General features: G+C 59.2%; 20 protein-coding genes, 1 tRNA gene and 1 other RNA gene. 13 read left to right on the top strand and 9 right to left on the bottom strand.

Going from position 1 to position 24,050, the window contains the following annotated elements:
* Window positions 1-50: 50 nt before the first annotated feature.
* Window positions 51-127, top strand: a tRNA-Met gene (locus CPA54_RS06615).
* Between the two features lie 526 nt (window positions 128-653).
* On the opposite strand, the gene cas2 is transcribed toward CPA54_RS06615, so the two are convergent.
* The 5 genes from cas2 to CPA54_RS06590 all read right to left on the bottom strand — a co-directional run bounded on the left by cas2 (window position 654) and on the right by CPA54_RS06590 (window position 7,187).
* Window positions 654-983, bottom strand: coding sequence for a CRISPR-associated endonuclease Cas2 (gene cas2 / locus CPA54_RS06610; protein ID WP_249085883.1), 330 nt, complete (start codon window positions 981-983; stop codon window positions 654-656).
* Window positions 980-1,879 (bottom strand): type II CRISPR-associated endonuclease Cas1, encoded by a 900-nt coding sequence (gene cas1, locus CPA54_RS06605; protein WP_249085880.1) that lies wholly within the window; start codon window positions 1,877-1,879, stop codon window positions 980-982. The genes cas2 and cas1 overlap by 4 nt, the downstream gene beginning before the upstream one ends.
* Window positions 1,837-5,022, bottom strand: a complete 3,186-nt coding sequence (gene cas9, locus CPA54_RS06600; RefSeq protein ID WP_249085878.1) for a type II CRISPR RNA-guided endonuclease Cas9 — start codon at window positions 5,020-5,022, stop codon at window positions 1,837-1,839. Before cas9 ends, cas1 begins: the two co-directional genes overlap by 43 nt.
* Window positions 5,023-5,218: 196 nt before the next feature.
* Window positions 5,219-6,148, bottom strand: coding sequence for an N-acetylmuramoyl-L-alanine amidase-like domain-containing protein (locus CPA54_RS06595; protein ID WP_249085877.1), 930 nt, complete (start codon window positions 6,146-6,148; stop codon window positions 5,219-5,221).
* 19 nt (window positions 6,149-6,167) lie between these two features.
* Window positions 6,168-7,187: an MBL fold metallo-hydrolase gene (locus CPA54_RS06590; RefSeq protein WP_103765309.1), complete on the bottom strand. Its 1,020-nt coding sequence runs from the start codon at window positions 7,185-7,187 to the stop codon at window positions 6,168-6,170.
* 182 nt (window positions 7,188-7,369) lie between these two features.
* Between CPA54_RS06590 and CPA54_RS06585 the strand changes: the two genes are divergently transcribed.
* A complete protein-coding gene (locus tag CPA54_RS06585; RefSeq protein WP_154981118.1) occupies window positions 7,370-7,867 on the top strand; it encodes a DUF3465 domain-containing protein in 498 nt (165 codons plus the stop codon).
* A 19-nt stretch (window positions 7,868-7,886) separates the two neighbouring features.
* Here the strand turns inward: CPA54_RS06585 and clpA are convergent, their stop codons facing one another.
* Both clpA and clpS read right to left on the bottom strand, forming a co-directional pair.
* Window positions 7,887-10,217 (bottom strand): ATP-dependent Clp protease ATP-binding subunit ClpA, encoded by a 2,331-nt coding sequence (gene clpA, locus CPA54_RS06580; RefSeq protein ID WP_103765308.1) that lies wholly within the window; start codon window positions 10,215-10,217, stop codon window positions 7,887-7,889.
* Between the two features lie 83 nt (window positions 10,218-10,300).
* The gene (clpS, locus tag CPA54_RS06575) at window positions 10,301-10,660 is read right to left on the bottom strand and encodes an ATP-dependent Clp protease adapter ClpS (RefSeq protein ID WP_181005185.1); all 360 of its coding nucleotides are present in this window, start codon (window positions 10,658-10,660) and stop codon (window positions 10,301-10,303) included.
* Window positions 10,661-10,999: 339 nt separating this feature from the next.
* On the opposite strand from clpS, the gene CPA54_RS06570 reads away from it, so the two are divergent.
* The 8 genes from CPA54_RS06570 (at window position 11,000) to CPA54_RS06535 (ending at window position 18,953) form a co-directional block, all read left to right on the top strand.
* Complete coding sequence (locus CPA54_RS06570; RefSeq protein WP_052348884.1) at window positions 11,000-11,998, top strand: D-alanyl-D-alanine carboxypeptidase family protein; 999 nt, start codon at window positions 11,000-11,002, stop codon at window positions 11,996-11,998.
* A 214-nt stretch (window positions 11,999-12,212) separates the two neighbouring features.
* Window positions 12,213-13,013, top strand: coding sequence for a type I methionyl aminopeptidase (gene map, locus CPA54_RS06565; protein WP_249085875.1), 801 nt, complete (start codon window positions 12,213-12,215; stop codon window positions 13,011-13,013).
* A gap of 29 nt (window positions 13,014-13,042) precedes the next feature.
* The gene (ggt, locus tag CPA54_RS06560; RefSeq protein ID WP_408868401.1) at window positions 13,043-14,866 is read left to right on the top strand and encodes a gamma-glutamyltransferase; all 1,824 of its coding nucleotides are present in this window, start codon (window positions 13,043-13,045) and stop codon (window positions 14,864-14,866) included.
* 70 nt (window positions 14,867-14,936) lie between these two features.
* An RNA gene (ffs, locus tag CPA54_RS06555) (signal recognition particle sRNA small type) lies at window positions 14,937-15,033 on the top strand.
* Window positions 15,034-15,108: 75 nt separating this feature from the next.
* Entirely contained in the window at window positions 15,109-17,196 is a 2,088-nt protein-coding gene (locus CPA54_RS06550; RefSeq protein ID WP_043557967.1) for a DNA polymerase III subunit gamma/tau, read from the top strand.
* A 54-nt stretch (window positions 17,197-17,250) separates the two neighbouring features.
* A complete protein-coding gene (locus CPA54_RS06545; protein WP_043557969.1) occupies window positions 17,251-17,574 on the top strand; it encodes a YbaB/EbfC family nucleoid-associated protein in 324 nt (107 codons plus the stop codon).
* 57 nt (window positions 17,575-17,631) lie between these two features.
* Window positions 17,632-18,198 (top strand): recombination mediator RecR, encoded by a 567-nt coding sequence (recR, locus tag CPA54_RS06540; protein ID WP_043557970.1) that lies wholly within the window; start codon window positions 17,632-17,634, stop codon window positions 18,196-18,198.
* A 2-nt stretch (window positions 18,199-18,200) separates the two neighbouring features.
* Window positions 18,201-18,953: an SDR family oxidoreductase gene (locus tag CPA54_RS06535; protein WP_249085890.1), complete on the top strand. Its 753-nt coding sequence runs from the start codon at window positions 18,201-18,203 to the stop codon at window positions 18,951-18,953.
* Here the strand turns inward: CPA54_RS06535 and CPA54_RS06530 are convergent.
* On the bottom strand, window positions 18,889-19,455 hold the full coding sequence (locus CPA54_RS06530; protein WP_249085874.1) for a hypothetical protein: 567 nt from the start codon (window positions 19,453-19,455) through the stop codon (window positions 18,889-18,891). The two genes, CPA54_RS06535 and CPA54_RS06530, sit on opposite strands and share 65 nt — an antisense overlap.
* Window positions 19,456-19,534: 79 nt before the next feature.
* Window positions 19,535-19,852, bottom strand: a complete 318-nt coding sequence (locus tag CPA54_RS06525) for a TIGR02300 family protein (protein ID WP_043558425.1) — start codon at window positions 19,850-19,852, stop codon at window positions 19,535-19,537.
* Window positions 19,853-20,075: 223 nt separating this feature from the next.
* Here CPA54_RS06525 and aroA point away from each other — a divergent pair, with 223 nt between their 5' ends.
* From aroA to rpsA, 3 genes are all read left to right on the top strand, one after another.
* Window positions 20,076-21,404, top strand: coding sequence for a 3-phosphoshikimate 1-carboxyvinyltransferase (aroA, locus tag CPA54_RS06520; protein WP_043557972.1), 1,329 nt, complete (start codon window positions 20,076-20,078; stop codon window positions 21,402-21,404).
* Window positions 21,401-22,054, top strand: coding sequence for a d(CMP) kinase (locus CPA54_RS06515; RefSeq protein WP_181005183.1), 654 nt, complete (start codon window positions 21,401-21,403; stop codon window positions 22,052-22,054). Before aroA ends, CPA54_RS06515 begins: the two co-directional genes overlap by 4 nt.
* A gap of 244 nt (window positions 22,055-22,298) precedes the next feature.
* Window positions 22,299-24,008, top strand: coding sequence for a 30S ribosomal protein S1 (gene rpsA / locus CPA54_RS06510; protein WP_043558429.1), 1,710 nt, complete (start codon window positions 22,299-22,301; stop codon window positions 24,006-24,008).
* Window positions 24,009-24,050 lie beyond the last annotated feature (42 nt).

The following is a 24,050-nucleotide window of genomic DNA, read 5'->3' as shown; positions in this document are numbered from 1 at the left end:
TCGCCGCCAGGTCCCCTCGCTCACCCACACCCATAAAAACCACCCACCAACGCGGGGTGGAGCAGCCCGGTAGCTCGTCAGGCTCATAACCTGAAGGTCGTAGGTTCAAATCCTACCCCCGCATCCAAAAATATCCCCCCCCAAACAAAATACATTGCTCCAAATCGCTTGGATGGTTAGCGATTCGCCTATGGTAGGTTCGATTGCTCTAAGGGCCTCACGGCGGAAGGGCCGTGGTTTCCCTACCGATTTGCCTATGGTAGGCTCACGAACGGCATCCGCAGCAACAATGAGCTGCCGTGGTTTCCCTACCGATTTGCCTATGGTAGGCTGTCATGGGCAAGGGCGGCCGCCAGAGGAACGCCGTGGTTTCCCTACCGATTTGCCTATGGTAGGCTGGCGGACGATCCACGTGCCTGTCGGTATTGGCCGTGGTTTCCCTACCGATTTGCCTATGGTAGGCTGAGGCTCTGCCGAAGGGATGCAGGCCACATGCCGTGGTTTCCCTACCGATTTGCCTATGGTAGGCTATGCAGTTTGCTAAGGGCTTGCAGGCTGGGGCCGTGGTTTCCCTACCGATTTGCCTATGGTAGGCTAGCTCTTGCGTAACAGATTGATGTTGCATGATTTTTTATTGTTTTTACGATCGAAAATCATAGCAACACCATCTGTTTCGTGCCTATTCCTTCGGTTTTTTTGGCAAGGCCGAGCATAATCTCCATCCTTCCATACTGTTTGTCCGTTACTTGCAAAGCTCGGACGCTTCCTTCTTTAGGGAGGGCGGTCCGAACCCGGCGTAAATGTTTATCGAGACTGTCTTGTCCCCGTCCGACACGAACATAGACAGAATATTGTAGTATGATGAATCCATCATCACGTAGGAAATTACGAAACTGCGCTGCCTGCCGCCTTTGAATTTTGGTGCGGACGGGGAGGTCGAAAAAGATTATTAGCCACAAGAATCGGGTCTCCTCTGCTTTCATGAGCTACCCCCAGCGATGCAGACAGGCAGGCGCAGTAAGGCAGCACTGTTATGTTCAAGGGCTTTAACCAGGTTAGAGGCAACAATTTCAGTCGCTGCAAGAATGGTCATGGTTTCTTGGCCTATCAGAACAGATTGTGACAGGATGCCAACCATGAACTGGCGGTCCTCAAGACTGGCTGAAGCAGTGGCTGGCTCCGGATGGTATTGGGCTACCATCTGGTCCACGAAGGGGCGGAAAGGTTCTATGAGATCATCAACAAGATTGAAGGCGTTGGTGCGAGATGCATGATGCACTCCTAGTGAAGGGATAAGTCCTGCAGCAACGCAGGCACGTGCCAAGGCTGCACGAAGGATGGCATAGCCATAATTTAAAAGGCCATTGCGCTTATCAGCTTCGTTGGCGCGAGTGAAGTTGAGAAAAAGCCGGGACCAGTAAAAGCGGGCGGCTTGTGCCTCGATGTTAGCCTTATCGCCTGAGGTCACGAGGTCTATCATGTTTTGCAACCTTTTGGCCTCACTATGCCTTTGCATGTTCAGAACGGCCGCTTGATTGTTGATCTTGGTAGTGACGAGCAGCTGCCAAAGTCGTTTACGGAGTGGCAAAGAAGCGGATATCTGAAACTGTATGATGTCTGCTTGTGCATAGTGTTGGTGGAAGGGGAGGAGAAGTCCGGCTGGGTGGTGTCTGGCATCCGGTACGATCAAGATGATGCCCTGCACGGCAAGCGTGGAAAGCAGGGCACCAGAAAGAGTGATCTGTGGCGTGTCGAGTACGCAGCAGGCTATGTCCTCTAATGGCAGGGTGATGGTGTCATCATCCTGCACAATAAGCATTTGTCCGTCTTTTAGCTTCAATCGTGCTGGTCGGGAGATGTGCACGCAACGCCATGCCATGTTCGTGTCTCCTGTTTGACGGGTGACAATTCGCCGAAGCGATTAACGGAAAATTTTTGGATATGCTCCAGGGTTTTTATACATTTGTCTTTTTGTGACGGTGCAGCATCGGTTGAGTCGGTTGATTCGGTTGAATCGACTAGAGTAATATAAGCTTTTGACCGATTACAGCTGTAGAAATATCCTTTTATGACAGATTTCTCGTTAGAAAGCTGCACATAACTGTAGCGATAGAGACTAAACTGGAATTGAGCTTCTGCCCCCATGATAGGCCAGTCTTCCTCGGATTTTTTTTCGACGACAGCTTTATTAGGGGGAGCTGGCCATTGGGAACGATTCATGATCTGGTGGGGATATATGGGGATCATGTACCATTCTGGCTTCCCCTTTTTCCCGATGACTTTGAAGATATCAACCCGTGTTATGTCACCTCTCTTCGCCATGCCCCCTCGGACAGGAACAGCTGGTGTAATTATGGTAGCAAGGCGTACTTTGCGTATTTCATGGCCTGCTGCGCTCTGGTGGCACGGGGTTCTTGGTGGCTTGTCTGCCGGTTTCCCAGCTTCAATCCACTGGCGGAGGGAGGCGATAAGACCGGCATTGCGGTCTGGGTCTTTGATTTTGGCAAGATCAGCTAAGGTTAGGGCGCTGACGGCTTTGCGTTCATAGATGACCGGGCCTGTTTCTTCTTTCCGGACCTGTCGGATCGTGGCTTCGTGGCCTTGACCACGGGCCCGCTGGCGTTCGGGACGGGCGACGAAAATGGTCTCGTATTTTTCTTTTAACTGATCCCGGAATCCGTCCCATGGTGGGGCAACATCCCGCATGGGGCGGGATAGGCCTTTCTGCTCACATTCCTGAAAAGACTTCGTGAGTTTCTGGATTTCCGCTTCGCTGACAGCAGCCACAATGGCGGCATCCAGTGCATGATGACGGTTATCATGGAGGCGTTCCCCATCGATCTTTTTGAGGGATTCAACACCCCAAGCATGACGGAGAGCAGCTGTTAGAGCCCCAGGACGGGTGAATACCCGCCTTGTTCCCCCTTTTTCGCCGCGCTGTCCGGCGGGATATAGCAGGCGTGCCGCCTCGACCATCAGGCGGGCTGCATAGCGTGTATCATTGAGATTGCGGCTACGGAACCGTTCCTCTATCTCTTTGCTGCCTTTAAGAAGGAAATTGCGCTTTTTCAGGCCCTTGGTGTTTTTACGGCTTTCCACATCGGCGACAAATTTGTCCCATTGTTCCTTCTGGGCCGTGGTTCCCTGGCCATGAATCCACTCATAGGGTGTCTGGTTTTTCTTGGCTTGATTTTCTTTTGCGAGACAAAGCCCTTTATTGCTGTAACTGTCATCCCCAAAACGAGACCAAGGCAGGATATGATCAATTTGAATCCGATTATCCTGTGCCATGAGCATGTCCGGTGTAATGGACTTGCCCGAATAACAGCAGCGGCCTCCCTGTTCTTTCCAGAGGCGGTACCGTAGGAGGATATCTGAAGAAACCTCCTTCAAGTTCAGTAGTTCACAGGCTTCTTCACGCTCTCTGGCACGCTGTTTGGCCGTGGTTTTGAGCTTACGCTCAATTTCCTTACGTTTTTCAAGGCTGTTACCTACATCACGAGCCAGTTCAATACAGATGGCCCCCGGTAGACCCCAGCGGTTTCGCATGGCCCAGAGCTGTTTCATCCCTTCACTCAAGGCTTTTCTGGCGATGGGGTTGGCAATACTGTCCCGGACCTCAGCCATGAGAGCGTTAAATTTGGCTTTTGTATCGATTGTTGCACGGCCGCTGAATCGGGATGCAGCGTGATCATATCCCGCCTTCTGGCAGGCTTTGTCGTACGTTAGACCCTGCTGAAGGTAGGGGATAAGAGCCCGTACGGCTTTGTCGGAGAGGGAGGAGGCCCCTTTGAATTTTGCAAATGGACTTTTGTCACTTTTCAGAGCATCGCAGATGAGTTCGTAGGCTTCGACAGGAAGGCCGATTTCGCCCAGTTTCTCTATGATAGTTTCCGTTAGTTCATGGAAACTGATGATCCATGCAGCGTTATCAAGCCATTCAGGATGTGGCAGTAACTGCCGCCATAACGATTCTCCCAGTACGGAACGGAACGTTGCCGTGCCTGCAAATGTCTCTCCCGTCCGGCTTGTGATGTCTTGTTTTTCTTGCTCTGGTGGTATGGTGGTGAAGTGTTGATCATCCCGTAGACCGATGAGCTTACGGATGGCGGCGGCTGTCAGTTTGCGTGTTTTACCTGCGTGCTCGTAGGCAAGGCGTAGCTCTTCTTCTGTCAGAGGACGTTCTTCTGGGCCATCGGTGACACGGAGATTGATAAGGCGGCAGAGAAGACGAAACCGCTCGAAGGACGGTGAGAATCGGGATGAACGTTTTTCTTTCGGCTCGAAAGGGCAGGAGGCTACCAGTACGCCGCTGTCCTGCATGGGGTTCTGCCAAAAGGCGATGCGGGTAAAAGCTTCCTCAATTTCGGTACTGGCAACGGGGTTGCCTAGCTTACGTTGCCTATCAAAGAGGATTTTTGCCTCATCGATGAGGTCATCCCGGCTTATTGTACGGTCAAAGAGACCATCCCGGTTGCGCCGCCGCTGTACATAGGCGGAATCACGGGCGAACATTTCGCCGACTGTGCGATATTGGGCTGATAGCTCTTTGGTTTTTTCAAGCGCGGCCAACATTTTACTGTCGTCAGGCGAGGCATTGCTTCCGACACGTTTCGCAGAGGATTTGAAGCCTCGATGTTTGGCAATATGAGCCAAGGCTACGGCAAATTCTTCGGGGGTCAGTTTGTGATCAAGGCCCCGTCTCCTCATTTCCCATGGGTCAATGGCAGGTTGGTGGAGAGCATCTGGTCGGTCATTATCAATCAGGCCATGCCGAGCAAAGAGACGGCGTATCTCAGTCATCCGGTTGCGGCGACGGCGGACGACACGGCGGAGAAGGCGGCTGGAGCGTCTGATCTGATTGGTGGGTGTGCGTTCTTTCTTTGTTTCGGGGGCATCAAAGCACCAGCTTCCAAGGGCTTCTATGTGTCCTGTTGTGTCTGAGTGCTTGAGTACGGCCCAGCCACATGAGCTGATTCCAACATCAAGACCGAATAGGAGGGATTCGGAGATAGGTGTCATAAAATGTTTTCCTTCATGTCTATTGACATCATTTGAGTATTATTTTTAATATCGATTCTAGGCAAATCGGTTGGGAAACCACGGTAACATGGTTTTCCATGCGAAGGATTACCTCCCCCTCGTTTACGAGGGGGAGGGATTCCCTTATTAGCTATATTTATCAATATATTATGATTGTGTTGTGTCTCGCTATTGCCTAGCGGGGGCGATATATGATGGCCCCTCGGCGCTCTTGTAAGTAGTGGTCAAGGGGGGTGTCGACGACATAGCGATGTTCGGGAAGGGAAGAGGCGTTGCGGAAGAGCAGGGTTCTACCGTGCCAAATTGCTAGCCCGATATGGAAGACATCTAACCCTGCCAATGGGCTATAAATACCGATAACATCGCCCGTTTTTACAATCTTGCGAACACCACCGGTTTGTAAATCATCAAGCAATGGTCGTGTTGGCAGGTAGGTGATGAGGCGTTTCTTCAGTGGAATACCCGGCACATAATGGTCTTGGGTCTTTTCATGCCCGTTATCTGGATTGTTGGAAGAAGAGAGTTTCAGGTTCAGTGTTTTCTCAACCCGCTGTGCATACGAAAATTTCGGGCTCAGATCACGACAGAGAACGGGTGAGCCATGTAACCAGTCACTCAGAAAATGTCGTCGTTCTGTAAAGCTGACATGATGATGACTGTATCGTGTGGCGATTAGTGCGTGTATGAATTGCTCCACATTAAAGCTTTGGCTAGCGGCTAGAATGATTTCCACGAAGGTCATGCAATTTACACCCCGCCATGAAAGAATAAGTTCTTCAGCTGTATTCGCTGAGCCAATAAGTGGCTGCGCCAGATAGGGCGTGCCCTTCATGAATTGTGAGATCAGCATGATGCGCTCTTGCCGTGATTTATGAGGAGCTATGCTGACAAGTTGGGTAATCTGCTGACGTGTTGTGTCTGAGAGCGTACTGAGAGCGGGCGCATCAGATGGCGGGGCGGCAGCAGGTGCGTGCTCATGACCATGAGGCAGATGCCGTTGTTTAGTCCGTGCATGATGATGTCCATCTCCTCTTGCGAGAGATGGACCGGAAAAAGCGAGACCTCCCAAACCGAGGCCGGTGAGGAAGGTCCGCCGTTTCATCATATTGTTGTCGTTGTACCCGTCAGACAAGATAGCGTGCGCTCTGCTCTGCCATCATGAAATGGATACCAATATCATTGCCGTCTTGCAGTTCCCGATAAAGATGCTGCACTGGGTTGCTGCCTTCATGGAATGTTTCTTTTACATGGCTAACAAGAACACGCAGCCCCCGGATATGGTGACGCCCGCCGCAAATATGTCCCAGGTCCCGCAGAGTTTGTAGCAGGTCTTTAGGGCGAAGCTGGCCACAGAGGGCGTTTTCTGGCTGTGCATCCGGATAGGTTACGCCCATGATGATGGTGTGCAGCTTTTTCTCTCGTAGCAGAGGCGCAATAGCCTTCCAAAGTTTTTGGAGGTTCTGTGGGCCATCTGGTTGATCTGCTTGCGTATCACCCAGATAGAGAATGGCCCGTCCATGGTGCTGAATGAGGAAGGCCGTGGAAGTCGTGCTGGCATGGCTGAGAGGCCAAGCCGTGATTTCCAGCCCGCTGCCTTCAATGTTCTGGCTTTCCCCTGCTTCCATATCTTTATAGCTGTATTTTCCGATGCGGGGTTCTGGCCCTTTATCCCCCATGGCACCCCAAATACGGCCATTGAAAAGATGTTCAGCTAGAAGGGCGTTTGTTTCTGGCAAAGCATAGATGGGTTTGGGCGTATCTTCGGGAGAGGAAAGAACCAGCCCAGCTACATGGTCCAGATGGGTATGACTGATGAGATAGGCCCGGACCGTCTGTTTCAGCACATGACCGGCCCGGCCAAGGGCGGAATCGGGCATGATGGGAATGTCATTCAGGACACCTCGGGCCTCGGCCCGTTTCAGCCCGTGCCCCAGAGTGCCTGCATCGCAGATGACGGCCTCATTCGTGCCCAGAGGGCGGATCAGGTAGGAGGACAGATTGCCATCTGCAACACCACTCCGCACACCGAGGGCCACGATCTCGAAAACCGGGTTGCTGTCAGCAAAGGTGACAGGCGTTTCCCCAGCTCCAGCCCGGCTGGTTTTCAGTCGGTCACGGAGCGTTTTCAGGTGATGTAGAGGCATGGTTTTTCCCTCCCTGACGGTAAGGTGGTGGTGGAACGCCCGGCCACGAATATGGTTGAGCCGTTAAGGGGTCATCCGGTAATGAATGGGCATCATGTCTGGCAATTGTTCCAGTAATGATGAAACATTCCAAGGATACTCCTGCCTCGCCCGTGGGGGAAGGGGGAGGAAAAGGAGAAGATATGCGGTTTTTTCATCCCGTCATGATGAGGGCAGGCATGCTTGCGGCTCTGGCTGGTGTGATGGCCCTGAGCCATCCGGCAAAGGCAGAAGCCACCATGCCGGCACAGTGTGACAATGCCCGGTTTGTAAAGGATCAGGCAGGATACGCCCAGCAGTTTGCCCATCGGCAGGTGCCCTATGGGCAGCATCTGGACCTGCCAGAGCATGTCTGCGGAACCGTTGTGAAGGTCTTCCGGGCCCGTCGCAGCCGAAGCGGGATGCATGGTTATTTTCTGATGTCCGTTGCGGGCGGCCAGCCCATCCGTGTGGTGTCCAATCTGGATGAGATGAAGGCCCCGTCATGGCCATGGGTGAAGACCGGAGACCAGGTCGAGGTGCAGGGGCGGTATTATTATGATGGGCCTGGCCGTCAGGGGTTGGACTGGACCCATCATGGCACGGGCCGTCACTGGCCGTGGCCGGGCTATGTCAGCGTGAACGGTCAGCGTTACGATTGAAGACCGGCCCACCCCGGTGTCAGGCCGGGGTGAGTGTTCCTGCCTGTTTGCGGCCCTTTCTGTCTGATGGTGCCGCAGGCGCAGCGGAGATGGTGAAGGTCAGCTGGCCATCACGTGCCCCGATTTTGACGGTTCCCCCATCTGTCAGCCTGCCAAAGAGAATTTCCTCGGCCAATGGTTTCTTGATGTGGTTCTGGATCAGGCGGCCCAGCGGGCGGGCTCCATTCGTCCGGTCGTAACCCCGTTCAGCCAGCCATGCCCGGGCACCGGCGGTGAGGTGCAGGGAGACGTTTTTGGCCGCCAGCATGGTGGTCAGCTGGGCAAGGAATTTCTCTACGACGTGGGCCACCACAGCGGGTGTCAGCGGGGCGAAGGGGATGATGGCATCCAGCCGGTTACGGAATTCGGGTGAGAAAAGCCGCTTGATGGCTTCCTCGTCATCACCGGAGCGGGCAGTGCGTGCAAAGCCGATGGCTTCTTTGGAAAGATCACTGGCTCCGGCATTGCTGGTCATGATGAGGATGACATTGCGGAAATCCACCGTCTTGCCGGTATTGTCTGTCAGCTTGCCATGATCCATGACCTGAAGCAGGATGTTGAAAAGGTCTGGGTGGGCTTTTTCAATTTCATCCAGAAGCAGGACGGCATGGGGTGTCTGGTCTATGGCGCTGGTCAGGAGGCCTCCCTGTTCAAAGCCTACATAGCCGGGCGGCGTACCGATCAGCCGGGAAATGGAATGGGCCTCCATATATTCTGACATGTCGAAACGGATCAGTCTGATCCCCAGGGATTGGGCGAGCTGCCGTGCTGCCTCCGTCTTGCCAACACCTGTTGGACCGGAGAAGAGATAGCTGCCAATGGTTTTTTCCGTATCCCGCAGCCCGGCCCGGGAGAGCATGACGGCTGAGGAGAGGGCATCCAGTGCTTCATCCTGGCCGAAGACGGCCTTGCGGAGGTCGGCGGGCAGATGGCGGATGGAAGTCCTGTCATCTGCGGAGAGATGACGGGGCGGGATATGGGCGATGCGTGCCACAGTTGCTTCGATGTCTCGAACACCAACCGTGCGCCGTCTGCGGCTGCTGGGCAGGAGGCGGCAGGCGGCGCCGGCCTCATCGATGATGTCGATGGCTTTGTCAGGCAGTTTCCGGTCATGGATGTATCGGACCGACAGCTCCACAGCACTGCGGATAGCCGGGTCTGTGAAACGGATGTCGTGATGCTCCTCATACCGTTCCTTCAGGCCCCGCAGGATGCGGATCGTGTCGGTCTGTGAGGGTTCGGTGACATCAATCTTCTGGAAACGCCGTGTCAGGGCGTGGTCCTTCTCGAAATGCTGCCGGTATTCCTGATAGGTGGTGGAGCCGATGCAATGCAGCTTCCCGGTTGCCAGAGCCGGTTTTAGCAGGTTGGAGGCATCCATGGAGCCATTGGTCGTGGCGCCCGCCCCGATGAGCATGTGGATTTCATCAATGAAGAGCAGGCTGCCCGGCTTCTGCTCCAGTTCGCTCATGATGGTCTTCAGGCGTTCTTCAAAATCGCCACGGTAGCGTGTACCGGCCAGCAGGGCACCGAGGTCCAGGCTGTACAGGCGGGCATCAGCCAGGATGGCGGGCACCTGGCCTTTCACGATTCTCTGGGCCAGCCCTTCGGCAATGGCGGTCTTGCCAACACCGGGATCACCAACCAGTAGGGGGTTGTTCTTTGTCCGGCGGCAGAGGATCTGGACAACCCGCTCCACTTCCTTTTCCCGACCGATGAGCGGGTCGATTCCATCACGGCGGGCCCGCTCGTTGAGGTCCGTGCAGTAGGTCTGGAGGGCCTCTTTCTGGTCGGCCTCGGCAGGTTCGCTGTTTTCTCCACCATCCTTGCGGGAGGCCCTGGTCCTGCGGCCGGTCTGGCCAGTCTGCGGCGGGATGTCTGCCACGTCGTCATGCCGCATGGCATGGATGGCATTCAGCCGTGTCAGGCCCCGCTGCTGGAGGAAGAAAACGGCGTGACTTTCTTTCTCGGCGAACATGGAGACCAGTACATGGGCTCCTGTCATGATGGCCTGGCCTGCACTCTGGATATGGACTGCCGCCCGCTGGATCACCCTCTGGAAGGCGGCTGTCGGCTGGGGGGCATCGTCCAGCTCGGGGCGGATGATGGCCTGCTGCTCATGCAGGAGAAAATGGTCGACATCCTGCCGGAGCAGCTCAAGGTCGATCCGGCATGCTGAAAAGATCGCCATGGCATCACGGTCATCACAGAGAGCAAAGAGGAGATGTTCCAGTGTGATGAATTCGTGGTGATTCTGACCCGCAAGGAGGAGCGCACGCTGAAGCGTCTGTTCAAGTGTGGAGGACAACATAGGCGCTCCTTGTGCCATGAAGGAATGTCAGAATGATGAAGCGGCGGTACAGAAATCTGTCAGGATATCAAGTGGCGATGGCCTCAGGCTTTCTCAAGGGTGCACTGGAGAGGGTGCTGGTTCTTCTGGGCAAGGTCCATGACCTGTCCGACCTTCGTTTCTGCAATTTCATAGGTGAAAATCCCGCAGACTCCGCTGCCCCGGTTGTGGACTTCCAGCATGATAGCCTGTGCTTCTGCGGGGGATTTGTCAAAGAACTGTTCCAGCACGAACACCACGAAATCCATGGGGGTGTAGTCATCATTCAGCAGGATGACATTGTACATGGAGGGGTAGGCGATATCCGTCTTGCGGGATGTCAGTGTGTCTTCCCGGGCAGCGTGGACAGGCAGGGCCATGCCGGTATCGTCTATGGCAGAGGCCATGGGAAGCCCATATGTCATGGCATGTGGCCTGTGCTGCATGGGGGACGCTCCTGAACTGGTTGGTAAATATGACTTATTTCTTGTATCAGGAAAATGCACGAAGGGCATGGTGTGATGCTCTGACGGGATGGCGTTGGCCCCATCATGATACAGAGGCATATGGCGTTTTTCTGCCGGTCATGCTGCCTGCTGCCTTTCTGGTTCATAACAGGGTTGTGGTGAAAACGTTTTTTCAACTTTATGGGCCGGGAGGATATCTGGCATGTCTGGTGGAAAAATCTGGACATTCTCAGGTACTGAAGACTAGAGTTGCACGGTTTTTATGGATTCCAGACAAACTGGGGATGATTCCTTCTGATGCGCCCGTTTTTCAGTCGTACCCTGTTTTCGTGTGTGGTCGCCCTGGCTGCTTTCTCCGGTACGGCACGGGCGCAGTTTGCCGGACATGTATCGTCCCTGGTCATTGATGCCCGGACAGGAGCCGTCCTGTCCGAGTCGGATGCCGACCTCCAGCGTTATCCCGCTTCCCTGACAAAGATGATGACGCTGTACATGACCTTCCAGGCACTGGAGCGGGGCAGCATCACCCTTCAGGACAGCATGCCGGTTTCCATCCATGCCTCCATGCAGGCCCCATCGAAACTGGGTATGCGCCCGGGGACGCATCTGGCGGTGGAGCAGGCCATTCTGGCCCTTGTCACCAAGTCTGCCAATGATGCGGCCTGCGTGCTGGGCGAGTACCTGGGGGGTGGGGATGAGACCCGCTTCGCCGCACTGATGACCTATCAGGCCCGGCGGCTCGGCATGGCCCATACGACATTTCGCAATGCCTCCGGCCTGCCCGACCCGGATCAGGTCACCACGGCCCGGGACCTGTCCGTGCTGGCACGGGCCCTGATGCGGGATTTCCCCCAGTATTACCATTATTTCGGCGTGCGTGAATTCCCGTTCCGCCGTCACATGATCCCCAACCACGACCCGCTCCTTGGGGTGTATCAGGGGGCAGATGGTTTCAAGACCGGTTATACCGATCTGGCAGGGCACAATCTTGTCAGCTCTGCCCAGCAGGGGCAGGTGCGGCTGATTGGCGTCGTGCTGGGGGCTTCCAGCAATGAAAGCCGGAACCAGACAATGATTTCCCTGCTGGATGATGGTTTTTCCGCTTCCGGGCAGGCCCCGCTGCCGCTGCTCAAGCAGCCGGGTCATTATTACGCCCTAGCCCGGCATGGCGGCAGCCGGGTGGCGCACCGTTCCCATCTGCGGCGGGGAGTCGTGCTGGTCACTTACCGGTCTCACGGCGCTCCACGGGGGCTGCATCATTCATGGGCCTCACGCCGGGGGCATCATCGCTCCTGAGGCTACAGCCGGAAGCCCCTCCGCCCCCATGGCCGGAGGGGCTTTTTTCTGTCTGGCAGGCTGTTCCGCTTCTGGCAGCTGAGGGGGCGGTCACTTGGCCGTGTCTGAGAGGGTCTTGCACTGGGGCAGGGCAGGGCGCATTCTGCGGGCAGTTCCGACATCATGGTCGAGCCGACAGCACATCACAGAACAAGAACAGGGATTACGATACTTCATGTCTTCTCAGGACGGGCGCAGCATCCAGCATTACACGACGGACGATTTCAGGCATCTCAAGGCAGCCGGGCAGCTGGCCGCCGCCACGCTGGACATGATCACCGAGCATGTACGTCCCGGCATCACGACAGGTGAGCTGGACAGGATTGTACATGAATACACGCTGGAGCATGGCGCAACGCCAGCCCCGCTCAACTATCACGGTTTCCCGAAATCCTGCTGCATTTCCCTCAATCATGTTGTCTGCCACGGGATTCCCGGTGAAAGACGCCTTCAGGAGGGGGACATCCTCAATATTGACGTCACTTCCATCCTGAATGGCTGGTATGGCGACACGTCCCGCATGTATGTCGTGGGCAAGCCGCCCCGCAAGGCCGAGAAGCTCATCGACCTGACCTATCAGGCGCTCATGCTGGGGATCGAGCAGGTGCGGCCCGGGGCCACGCTGGGCGATATCGGTCATGCCATCCAGAGCTTTGCGGAGAAGCACCGCCTTGGCGTGGTGCGGGATTTCTGCGGGCATGGCATTGGCCGCAACTTCCATGAGGCGCCAAGCGTCCTGCATTATGGTCGGCCCGGCCAGGGTACGATACTGAAAGCGGGCATGGTCTTCACCATCGAGCCGATGCTCAATCTTGGCCGCCCGGACGTGAAAGTGCTGGCCGATGACTGGACGGCCGTGACACGGGACCGCTCCCTGTCCGCCCAGTTCGAGCATCAGCTGGGTGTGACGGAAGACGGGTATGAAATCTTCACCCTGTCGCCCCGTGGTTATACGAAACCGCCTTACGCCCTCTGAAATCTGTTTCGTGGACAAGGAAGCCCGTCATGATGGCATTGCGTAAACTGGCTGCCCGGCTGGCTCTGGGGAGCATGGTGCTGGGCAGCGTGGCCCTGTCCCAGGCCGAGACGCTGAGTGCAGCACATGACCCGCTGGCCTATGGGCCGGACACCACCCGCCCCGGCACGCTGGTGAAGGGGGAGACGGGCATGGTCGTCTCTGCCCAGCATCTGGCCTCCGAGGCAGGGGCACGGATTCTGCGTGAGGGCGGCAATGCCGCCGATGCTGCCGTGGCCGTCGGTTATGCGCTGGCCGTGGTCTATCCAGCGGCGGGCAATCTGGGCGGTGGTGGCTTCATGACACTGCGCCCCCCGCATGGTCCTGCGGTATTCATCGACTTCCGGGAACATGCACCCCTGCGTTCCCAGCCTGCCATGTATCTGGATGAAGAAGGCCGGGTGAAACCGGGTCTTTCCACGGTGGGCTGGAAGGCCGTGGCCGTACCGGGGACGGTCGCCGGGCTGGAGGCCGTGCGGAAACGCTGGGGACGGCTGAGCCGGGCGAAGGACATGGCCCCGGCCATCGCCCTGGCCCGGGACGGTTTCGTTCTGGAGGAAGGTGACGTGGAGCTTCTGCACACGTCCACCGACTATTTCCGGCAGGATGAGTATGCCCGTAGCATTTTCCTGCGGCCTGACGGGACGGAGCTGGCCGTGGGGGACAGGCTGGTCCAGCCCGGTCTGGCCCGGTCGCTGGAACTGATCGCCAGGGATGGCAGGGACGCCTTTTATCGTGGCCCCATAGCCTCGGAAATCCTCCGGGCCTCCCGTCTGGGTGGCGGCTTCCTGACGGAAGCGGATTTTCGTGCCTATAAGCCACGCTTCATGGAGCCGGTCACCTGCCAGTATCGTGGCTATCAGATCGAGACGGCACCTCCGCCAAGCGGTGGTGGCGTGGCCCTGTGCGAGGTGCTGAACATTCTGTCCGGGTATGACATGGGTCGCCTTGGCCTGCACAGTGCGCCTGCCGTCCAGCTGGAGCTGGAGGCCATGCGTCATGCCTATTCCGACAGGCGGGACCTTGGTGATCCGGCCTTTGTCGTCAATCCGGTTTCCTATTTCCTGAACTCCACTTACGCCGGGCAGATCCGGGCCGCATTGCCCAGGGACAGGGCCGTGCCATCCGATACGCTTCAGGTCGGGCGTCCGGCCCCCGGCAGGAGCGTGCCGACTTCCGGCCCGGCCGTGGAGAAGCACGAGACGACCCATTTTTCCACGATCGATTCCCATGGCATGGCGGTGTCCACCACCTATACGCTCAATGGCTGGTTTGGAGCGGGCGTCATGGGGGGGCGCACCGGCATCTGGATGAATGACGAGATGGACGATTTCTCCATCAAGCCGGGAGAGCCGAACATGTTCGGCATTGTCGGTTCTGTGGCCAATGCCATTGCGCCGGGCAAGACGCCCCTGTCATCCATGTCCCCGACGATCGTGAGCCGGAACGGGCATGTCGTGATGGTCACAGGCAGCCCCGGTGGCTCCCGCATTCCTACCATCGTGCTGTCCAGCCTGCTGGGCGTGGTGGATTATGGGCTGGACCTGGCACAGGCGGTCGATCTGCCCCGCCTGCATGAGCAGTGGAAGCCCGATGATGTGGAGATGGAGACGGGCGCCCTGAGTCCGGACGTGCAGAAGACGCTGGAACAGGAAGGGTACCATTTCATCCCCCATCGTCCGTGGGGCATCACGGAGGCGATTCTGGTCGGGGGGCCCCGGCTGGATGGTCAGGACCCGGCCCGGAAGGGGATCGGCCCGTTCTATGGCGTGGCGGACCCCCGGCATCCCGGTGGTGCGGCTGTCGCCCCCTGAAAGGGCATGGGGTGTGGTGGAAAGTAAGGGCTTGCCTGCCCCCCCTGTTCCTGTGCTAGAAGCCCGCTTGGGAGATCGGCCCCGGGCGGCTGACCTGCGAACCCGGTCAGGCCCGGAAGGGAGCAGCCGTAGTGGGCTCGTGTCGGGTCGGGTGTCCGGTCTCCTCCGATTGCCGTGCAGGCCCGTGTGCCTCCGGGGCGTCCTTTCCAGACGATGAAAGCTGTGGGAGGCACGTTGCAGCCGTGAGCGAAGAAGACATTCCCCTCCCACCCGAAGGCGGAGCCGGTTTTTTCTCCGATGCTGCCCCAGCGGATGCCGTTCCTTCGGAACAGAAGGCACCCTACCGTGTTCTGGCTCGCAAATATCGTCCCCAGACATTCGATGACCTGATCGGTCAGGAGAGCCTCGTCCGCATTCTGCGCCGGGCTTTTGCCGTGGGCCGTGTGGCCCATGCCTTCATGCTGACAGGGGTGCGGGGCGTGGGCAAAACCACCACGGCCCGGATCATCGCCCGTGCCCTGAACTGTACTGGCGTGGATGGCACGGGTGGCCCGACGGCTGATCCCTGCGGTGTCTGCCCCAACTGCAAGGCCATTCTGGCAGACCGTCATCCTGATGTGCTGGAGATGGATGCTGCCTCCCGCACGGGCGTGGATGATGTGCGGGAGATTATCGAGGCCGCCCGGTTCCGCCCCATGCAGGCCCGCATGAAGGTCTTCGTGATTGACGAAGTGCACATGCTGTCCCGCAATGCCTTCAATGCGCTGCTGAAGACGCTGGAGGAACCTCCGGCACAGGTCACCTTCATCTTTGCCACGACCGAACTGCGGAAGGTGCCTGTCACGGTGCTGTCCCGCTGCCAGCGTTTCGACCTCCAGCGTGTGCCGCAGGCCATGCTGGCCGAGCATTTTGCCCGCATCGCCCGCAAGGAGGGGGCGGAGCTGGAAGAGGGGGCTTTGGCCCTCATTGCCAGAGCCGCTGACGGTTCCGTGCGTGACGGCCTGTCCCTGCTGGATCAGGCCATCGCACAGGGAGCGTCCGATACGGCCAGCGTGGCGGACATGCTGGGGCTGGCGGACCGTGGCATGGTGTTCGACCTGCTGGAGGCCGCCCTGCACGGGCAGGTGGCGTCCGTGCTGGAGATTGCCGGGCGGGCTTATGCCCGTGGGGCTGATCTGGGCGTCCTGCTGACGGACCTGATGGACGTGCTGCACCTTCTCTCCCGCATCAAGGCCCTGCCGGAACTGCGTGACGGCCCAGAACTGCCGGAAATGGAGAAGGTCCGTGGCGGGGCGATCGTGGATCATGTGGGGGTCACGGTTCTGGGGCGGGCCTGGCAGCTGCTCCTGAAGGGGCTGGCCGAGGTGGAAGCCGCTCCGGACCGGCAGCAGGCAGCCGAGATGGTGCTGATCCGTCTCTGTCATGCCAGTCTCCTGCCCACGCCGGACAGGCTGATCCGGCAGATGCAGGAGGCATCGTCTTCCGGTGCCATCCAGACCGAGGGACGGTCCGGTCCGCAGGGAAATGCCGCTTCATCTGCCGCTCATGGCGGGGGGACGGCTCCAGCAGGGGGCGTGTCCTCATCCGTGTCCCGGTCTTCCGTTCCCCGGGGGCAGGAGGGAAGTGGGCCTTCAGCTTTCGTGCAGGGGGCTGGGACGATGGCCGGGGGGAGTGATGTGGTCCGTCAGGGCAGTACCGTCCTGAAGCCGCAGCTGGACGGGCCTGCGCCGGAACCGGTCCCTGCGAGGCAGCCTCTGCGTCTGGCCACGGAGAATGGCACGGCCGTGTCGGCCCGTGATGAAGGGCCGGGGCCGGATGATGGCGGTGCGGGCGAGGCCATTCCGCCCATGCCCCGAAGCTGGCGGGAGCTGGTTGCGCTTGTGGGGCAGCAGAAGGAAGCCCGTCTCCACGGAACGCTGCGGCATCTGGGGCATGTCGTGGAGTTCGAGCCGCCCCGTCTCGTGCTCCGTCTGGCTGAAAATGACCGGGATCAGAAGCGGCAGGCCTTCCGTGCCCTGACAGCCCTGCTGGACAGGCTCTATCCCGGCCGCTGGCAGGTGGTTGCCTCCGAAGAACAGGGTGAGGCGACGCTGGACGAGCAGGGGGCAGAAATCATCGCCCTGCATCAGGACAAGGCCAGGCAGCATCCGCTGGTCCGGGCCATCATGCAGCGGTTTCCGCATGCCCAGATTGGTGAGGTGCGGGATCATACTCTGGATGATTACGGCCTGCCGCCGGAGACGGTGGTGCCTTTGGGGGAAGACGTGCCGCCTGATTTTGAATTTGCCCCGCCGGATGCCGATTACCCTGATGAGGATGAGTTTTACTGAGCCGTCAGAGGTCACCATGGCCCCGGCCCAGTTCTGTAACCAAGGAGTGACGTGATGAAAAATCTTGCTGGCATGATGAAGCAGGCCACACAGATGCAGGCCCGCATGAAAGAGGTTCAGGCCAGGCTGGAGAGTGCGGAGGTTGACGGTGAGGCCGGCAACGGGCTGGTACGGCTGACCCTGACGGGCAAGGGGGCGCTCAAGTCCATCACGATCGACCCCAAACTGGCTGATCCGGAAGACATGGAGACCATGCAGGACCTGATCGTCGCTGCCTTTGCCGATGCCCGCAGCAAAACGGAAGCCATGAGCCGGGAGGAGATGAAGAAGGTCACCGGTGGTCTCCAGCTGCCGCCGGGCATGGACCTGCCTTTCTGAAAGCCGGAGCGAGGATGAGGGTCTGACGTGCGCATAAGCCCCGAAATCGAAACCCTGATGTCCCGTCTGGCCCGTCTGCCCGGCCTTGGCCCCCGTTCGGCCCGTCGGGCGGCTCTGGCGCTTCTCCAGGCACCAGAGGCACGTCTCCAGCCCCTGATTGCTGCCATGCAGGCGGCGGCACAGTCGATCCATACCTGCCCGCAATGCGGCAACCTGGACAGCTGTACACCCTGTTCGCTCTGTGCAGACCCCCAGCGTGATCCATCAGTCATCTGTGTGGTGGAGAGTGTTGGTGACCTCTGGGCGCTGGAGCGGTCCGGAATGCATCGGGGGCGGTATCAGGTACTGGGTGGTGTGCTGTCGGCCCTTTCAGGCTGTGGGCCGGAAGACCTCAATCTGACGGGCCTCATGGAGCGTGTGCAGTCAGGCGAGGTGGAAGAGGTCATTCTTGCCCTTGGGGCCACGGTGGATGGTGCGACCACGGCCCATTGGTTGCAGGAAAAACTGGCCCCTCACAAGGTGGCGGTGAGCCGTCTGGGTCACGGCATGCCGATGGGAGGAGCGCTGGATGTGCTGGATGAAGGCACGCTGGCGGCCGCCATGTCATCCCGGAAGGTTCTGTGAGCATGTTTGGTCTGTCGCCCCATATGCCCCGTGTTGCGCTGGTAACGGGGGGAGCCCGTCGCCTCGGCCGGGCGATGGTGGAGATGCTGGCCCGGGAAGGCTTTGCCGTGGCCATCCATTGCCGCCACAGCCGTGATGAGGCCGAGGCCCTGCTGCGGCAGATTGATGGTCGTGGCTGTGTCGTGCAGGCTGATCTGGCGGAGGAGGCTACTCTGCTGCCCCTGTTGGCGGAGGTTGAGGCCAGGCTGGGGCCGGTTGGCGTTCTCATCAATAATGCGTCCGTTTTTGAACGGGATGAACTGGGCGGCGTGACCCGTGAAAGCTGGGATGCACATATGGAGCCGAACCTGCGTGCTCCGTTTGTTCTGTCCCAGGCTATGGCTGATTCCTTGCCGGACGGAGCGGAGGGGCTGATCCTCAACATGCTGGACCAGCGTGTCTGGAATCTGACGCCTCATTTTGTCAGCTATACCGTATCCCGCTCTGCCTTATGGAGCCTGACCCGCAGCATGGCTCTGGGGCTGGCACCCCGCATTCGGGTGAATGCCATCGGGCCGGGGCCTGTCCTGCCTGCCGCAGGCCAGTCTCTGGACCATTTCGAGAGCATGTGCCGCAGCACACCCCTTCAGCGGGGTGCGGGTCCGGATGAAATTGCTGCCATTGCCCGCATGTTCCTGATGCTGCCATCTGTCACGGGACAGATGCTGGCACCTGATGGCGGGCAACATCTGAACTGGTCGCCTGCGGCGTCTTGATCTCAAGGGCCGCCTTTTTGTAGCGTTCAACAAGATAGGAAAAACCACGCTGATCCACCCTGCGGTGGAGGATGGCCCGGTTTTCCAGCACGACGCCTGCGGGCAGTCCTGTGAAGCGGCTTCCAAGACGCTGCCGGGAAAAGGCGGCCTCACCAACGGCCTGGCCGAAAGGCACATGGCTTCCGGCCAGTTTCCGGCGGGCGTCTGGCGTCAGACGGTCGGGCAGGTATAGATTCCATGCCTCTGACCATACTGCCCGCCCGCAGAGAAGCTGGACGTGCCGGATGACCAGTCGTGTTGTTGGGGAGGCCTGCAGGGCCTGTCTGGCGTCCCGCTGGAGGGCAGGGGGTGCCGCTCTGTCCAGAAGATGGGCTGTAATGGGGCGGGGGCAGTGCTGTTGCAGGGTGGCTGTGGCACTGGCCCGTTGGCCCAGCTCGTGTGCGAGGGCCTCTGCTGTCGCTGGGCGGGGAGCTGCGGCATGGGCCTGCACGATGCCGGCCATGCAGGTGCCAATCCCGAGACAGAAAAGCCGCACCCGGGTGGGGGTGCGGCTCCTGCATGGGAAGAATAGGGAGAGCCCTTTATGAATCGTCCCGGTCATCCTTGTCGGTCGAGACCTCGATATCCTGGCTGATGTCATCATCGTCATCCAGATCATCATCACCGGAGATGACATCGTCATCATCGCCAGTGTCGATGTCCATATCATCCTCATGCTCTTCCTGGGCGAGATTCTTGTCCTTCTCGTCGGCCAGCTCGTCCTCTTTCTTCAGGCGGGAGAGGTTTCCGGGCTGGGTTGTCCCACATTTCGGGCAGACAGCCGGTACGCGGTTGAGATCATAGAAGCGTGCATTGCAGTCAACGCATGTCCGTTTCAGACCGAGTTCTGGTTTTGCCATAATGCTGGAGCCCATGTTGCCACAAAAGAGAAGTGACTGGGCCATGCCACCGAAATGTCCCGCTGTCAAATATTTCTCCATGTGGTGGCAGAAGAGGCGGAGCTCTGCCTCGGGGTCCGTTCCTGCTGGCAGAATTGCCGCATGGGGGGACAGACTTTTCCAGATGGATGGAGTAGTCTGGCCCTATTGGATGATCCCACCCTTGATGATGTGAAGCAGGATTATGACAGCACAGCGTCCCTTGAAAGTCTCCTCTGCCCCGGCTGGGCTGGCCGGGCGGGTCCGTGTTCCCGGAGACAAGTCCATCAGCCATCGTGCGCTCATGTTCGCCGCCCTTGCCGAAGGGCGGACCCATATTTCCGGCCTGCTGGAAGGTGAGGACGTGCTGCGTACGGCAGAGGCCATGCGTGCCCTCGGGGCAAAGGTCGTCCGGGAAGAGGGCCGCTGGATTGTCGATGGCTGTGGTGTGGATGGGCTGAAAGAGCCTGCCGATGTGCTGGACATGGGCAACTCCGGTACGGCAGCCCGGCTGCTCAGTGGTGTTCTGGCGACGCATCCCTTCATGAGCATCATGACGGGTGATGCCTCCCTCCGCAGCCGCCCGATGGGGCGTGTCAGCGTTCCGCTGGGTGAGATGGGGGCACGATTCGTGACCCGTGCGGGCCAGAAGCTGCCCATGGCCGTGGAAGGAACGGGCAAGGGGAAACCGCTGCATTATCGCCTGCCGGTGGCCTCGGCACAGGTGAAATCCGCCATCCTTCTGGCAGGGCTGAACTGCGAGGGGGAAACGGTGGTGGAAGAGCCGGCCCCGACCCGGGATCATACCGAGAACATGCTGCGTCATTTCGGCACGGAGGTGAAGGTCGAGGAGCTGCCCGGAGCCGGACGGCGCATCACGCTGAAAGGCCCGGCCCGCCTCGTGGCGCAGGACGTGCTGGTGCCGGGGGACCCGTCATCAGCGGCTTTCCCCGTCGTGGCGGCCCTGCTGGTGCCGGGTTCGGAGATTGTCGTGGAGGCAGTGGGCCAGAATCCACTGCGGACCGGCCTGTTCAAAACCCTGAAGGAAATGGGGGCGTCCCTGGAGGTCCGTGATGAGCGGATTGAAGGGGGGGAGGTCATCGGAGACCTGCATGTTCGTGCGGGGCGGCTGAAGGCGGTGGATGTTCCAGCTGTGCGGGTACCCTCCATGATTGATGAATATCCGGTTCTGGCCGTGGCCTGTGCGTTTGCGGAGGGTACATCCCGCCTGCGGGGCCTTGCCGAGCTGCGGGTGAAGGAGAGTGACCGCCTGGCCGCCACCGTGGCGCTGCTGGAGGCCAATGGGGCGAAGGTGCATGTCGAAGGAGATGATCTGATCATCGAGGGGCAGAAAACCCTGCCCGGTGGTGGGAAGGTCCAGACCCACATGGATCACCGTCTGGCCATGAGCGCCACCGTGCTGGGGCTGGCGGCTGAGAAGCCGGTCCATATTGATGATACGGCCTTCATCGAGACCAGCTTCCCCGGTTTCGTATCCCTGATGAATGGTCTTGGTGCGGGGCTGGAGGCATGAGCCGGCGGGGCATGAAATATCCGGTCATCGCCATTGATGGCCCTGCCGCCGCAGGCAAGGGCACGCTCGCCCGCCAGCTGGCGGACACGCTGGAGCTGCCTTATCTGGATACGGGGCTGCTGTATCGGGCCGTGGCCCGCCGGGTGCTGGACCAGGGGGGCGATCCGGCTCATGACGGGCCGGAGCAGGCCCGTCAGCTCGTGCCGGAGGACATGCGCCGGACCGACCTGCGGGAGCCGGAGGTGGACCGGGCGGCCTCCGCCGTGGCCCGGCACCCGGAGGTCCGGGAAGCTCTGCTGGAGCGGCAGCGTCATTTCGGGCGGGCCCGGGGTGCCGTGGTGGATGGCCGTGATATCGGGACGGTCGTGTTTCCTGATGCCACCGCCAAATTCTTCATTACGGCCTCGGCAGAGGTCCGGGCCCAGCGGCGTTATGTGCAGCGGCATGGTCAGCCATGCACGTCTCCGGCCCAGCTGGCTGAGGAAGTGGCGGCCATCAATGCACGGGATCAGCAGGACGCCTCCCGCGAGACGGCACCGTTGCGCCCGGCCGAGGATGCCGTGCAGATTGTAACGGATGATCTGGATGCAGCCGACGTGCTGGACCGTGTCTGCCAGATTTTGCAGGAAAAGGGCATCATCCGGCGCTGATTCATATCTTCGCTGTTGACAGTCCCCCCCTTATGCGTGTTGGTGAGGGGGTATGACGCCGCACAGCCCGTGGTGTCATGAATCCCCTTGGGGGATCTGCGATTTGTGATGACTTCCGCTCCGGGCTGTGGGGTCGGGGGGAGACGTCGTTTTTTGGGCCCATCACTGTGTTTTTGGGCAGAGGGAGACGGCGCATGGCTGGGTGCCGGGCACTGGCTGCGGCACTCTGGAATGCTGGAAATACATGGCTTCTGCCACTCAGAATACACCGGAACACGGTAAAGAAGATTTTGCTGCCCTGCTGGATGAAACACTGGGCAGTGACAGTGCGTTTGACGGGACCGTTGTCCGCGGCCGTGTCATCCGTCTGACAGACGATCACGCCATCGTCGATGTCGGCCTGAAGAGCGAGGGGCGTGTTGCCCTGCGCGAGTTCGGCCCTGTTGGCACAACCCCGGATGTGAAGCCGGGTGATGTGTTTGAGCTGTTCATCGAGCGCTACGAGGACCGTGACGGTTCCATCGTTCTGTCCCGTGAGAAAGCCCGTCGCGAAGAGGCATGGACCGCTCTGGAGAGCGCTTTTGCCCACAACCAGCGTGTCAACGGCACGATCTATGGTCGCGTGAAGGGTGGTTTCACGGTTGATCTGGGCGGCGCCATGGCCTTCCTGCCGGGCAGCCAGGTGGACATCCGCCCCGTGCGTGACGTCGGGCCGCTCATGGGCCAGCCGCAGCCGTTCCAGATCCTCAAGATGGACCGGGCCCGTGGCAACATCGTCGTGTCACGTCGCGCCGTTCTGGAAGAGACCCGTGCCGAGCAGCGTTCCGAGCTGATCCAGGGCCTGAAGGAAGGCATGATTCTCGATGGCGTCGTCAAGAACATCACCGATTACGGTGCGTTCGTTGACCTCGGCGGCGTTGATGGCCTGCTGCATGTCACCGACATCGCCTGGAAGCGCATCAACCATCCGTCTGAAGCTCTTCAGATCGGCCAGCCTGTCCGCGTGCAGGTGATCCGCTTCAACTCCGACACGCAGCGCATCTCCCTGGGCATGAAGCAGCTTGAGGCTGATCCGTGGGAGAATGTGGCCGTCAAGTATCCGGTCAATGCCCGCTTCACGGGCCGCGTGACCAACATCACGGACTACGGTGCCTTCGTTGAGCTGGAGCCGGGTGTTGAAGGTCTGGTGCACGTCTCCGAAATGTCCTGGACGAAGAAGAACGTCCATCCGGGCAAGATCGTGGCCACCTCCCAGGAGGTCGAGGTCATGGTTCTGGATGTGGACAGCGCCAAGCGCCGCATCTCCCTGGGCCTGAAGCAGGTTCAGCGGAATCCGTGGGAGCAGTTCGCTGAAGAGCACAAGGTTGGCTCTGTCATCGAAGGCGAGATCCGCAACATCACCGAGTTCGGTCTGTTCATCGGCCTGTCCGCCGACATCGACGGCATGGTCCACATGTCCGACCTGTCCTGGGACGAGTCCGGCGAAGAGGTCATGAAGCGCTACGAGAAGGGTCAGGTCGTTCAGGCCAAGGTTCTCGACGTGGATGCCGAGAAGGAGCGTATCTCCCTGGGTATCAAGCAGCTTCAGGAAGACCCGGCTGCCGATGTGCTGGACCGCATCAACAAGGGTGATGTTGTCACCTGCGTTGTGACGGCTGTTCAGAGCAACGGGATCGAGGTCAAGGTTGATGATGTCCTGACAGGCTTCATCCGTCGTGGCGAGCTGGCCCGTGACAAGAGCGAGCAGCGTCCGGAACGCTTCGCTGTTGGCGAGAAGGTCGATGCCAAGGTGGTCGGTCTGGACCGTTCTTCCCGCAAGCTGTCTCTGACCATCCGTGGTCGTGAGGTTGAGGAAGACAAGCAGGCCATCAGTGAGTATGGCTCTTCTGACTCCGGTGCATCTCTCGGTGATATCCTTGGTGCGGCCATCCGTCGTCGTAGCTCCGAGGACTGAGAAGCTCATTTTCGGACCATGGCGGAATGGTAACATTTCTTC

Source organism: Parasaccharibacter sp. TMW2.1890, assembly GCF_023337645.1.
In the GTDB taxonomy this organism is placed as follows: Bacteria; Pseudomonadota; Alphaproteobacteria; order Acetobacterales; family Acetobacteraceae; genus Bombella; species Bombella apis.
This window is presented reverse-complemented; position numbering and strand designations above follow the sequence as displayed.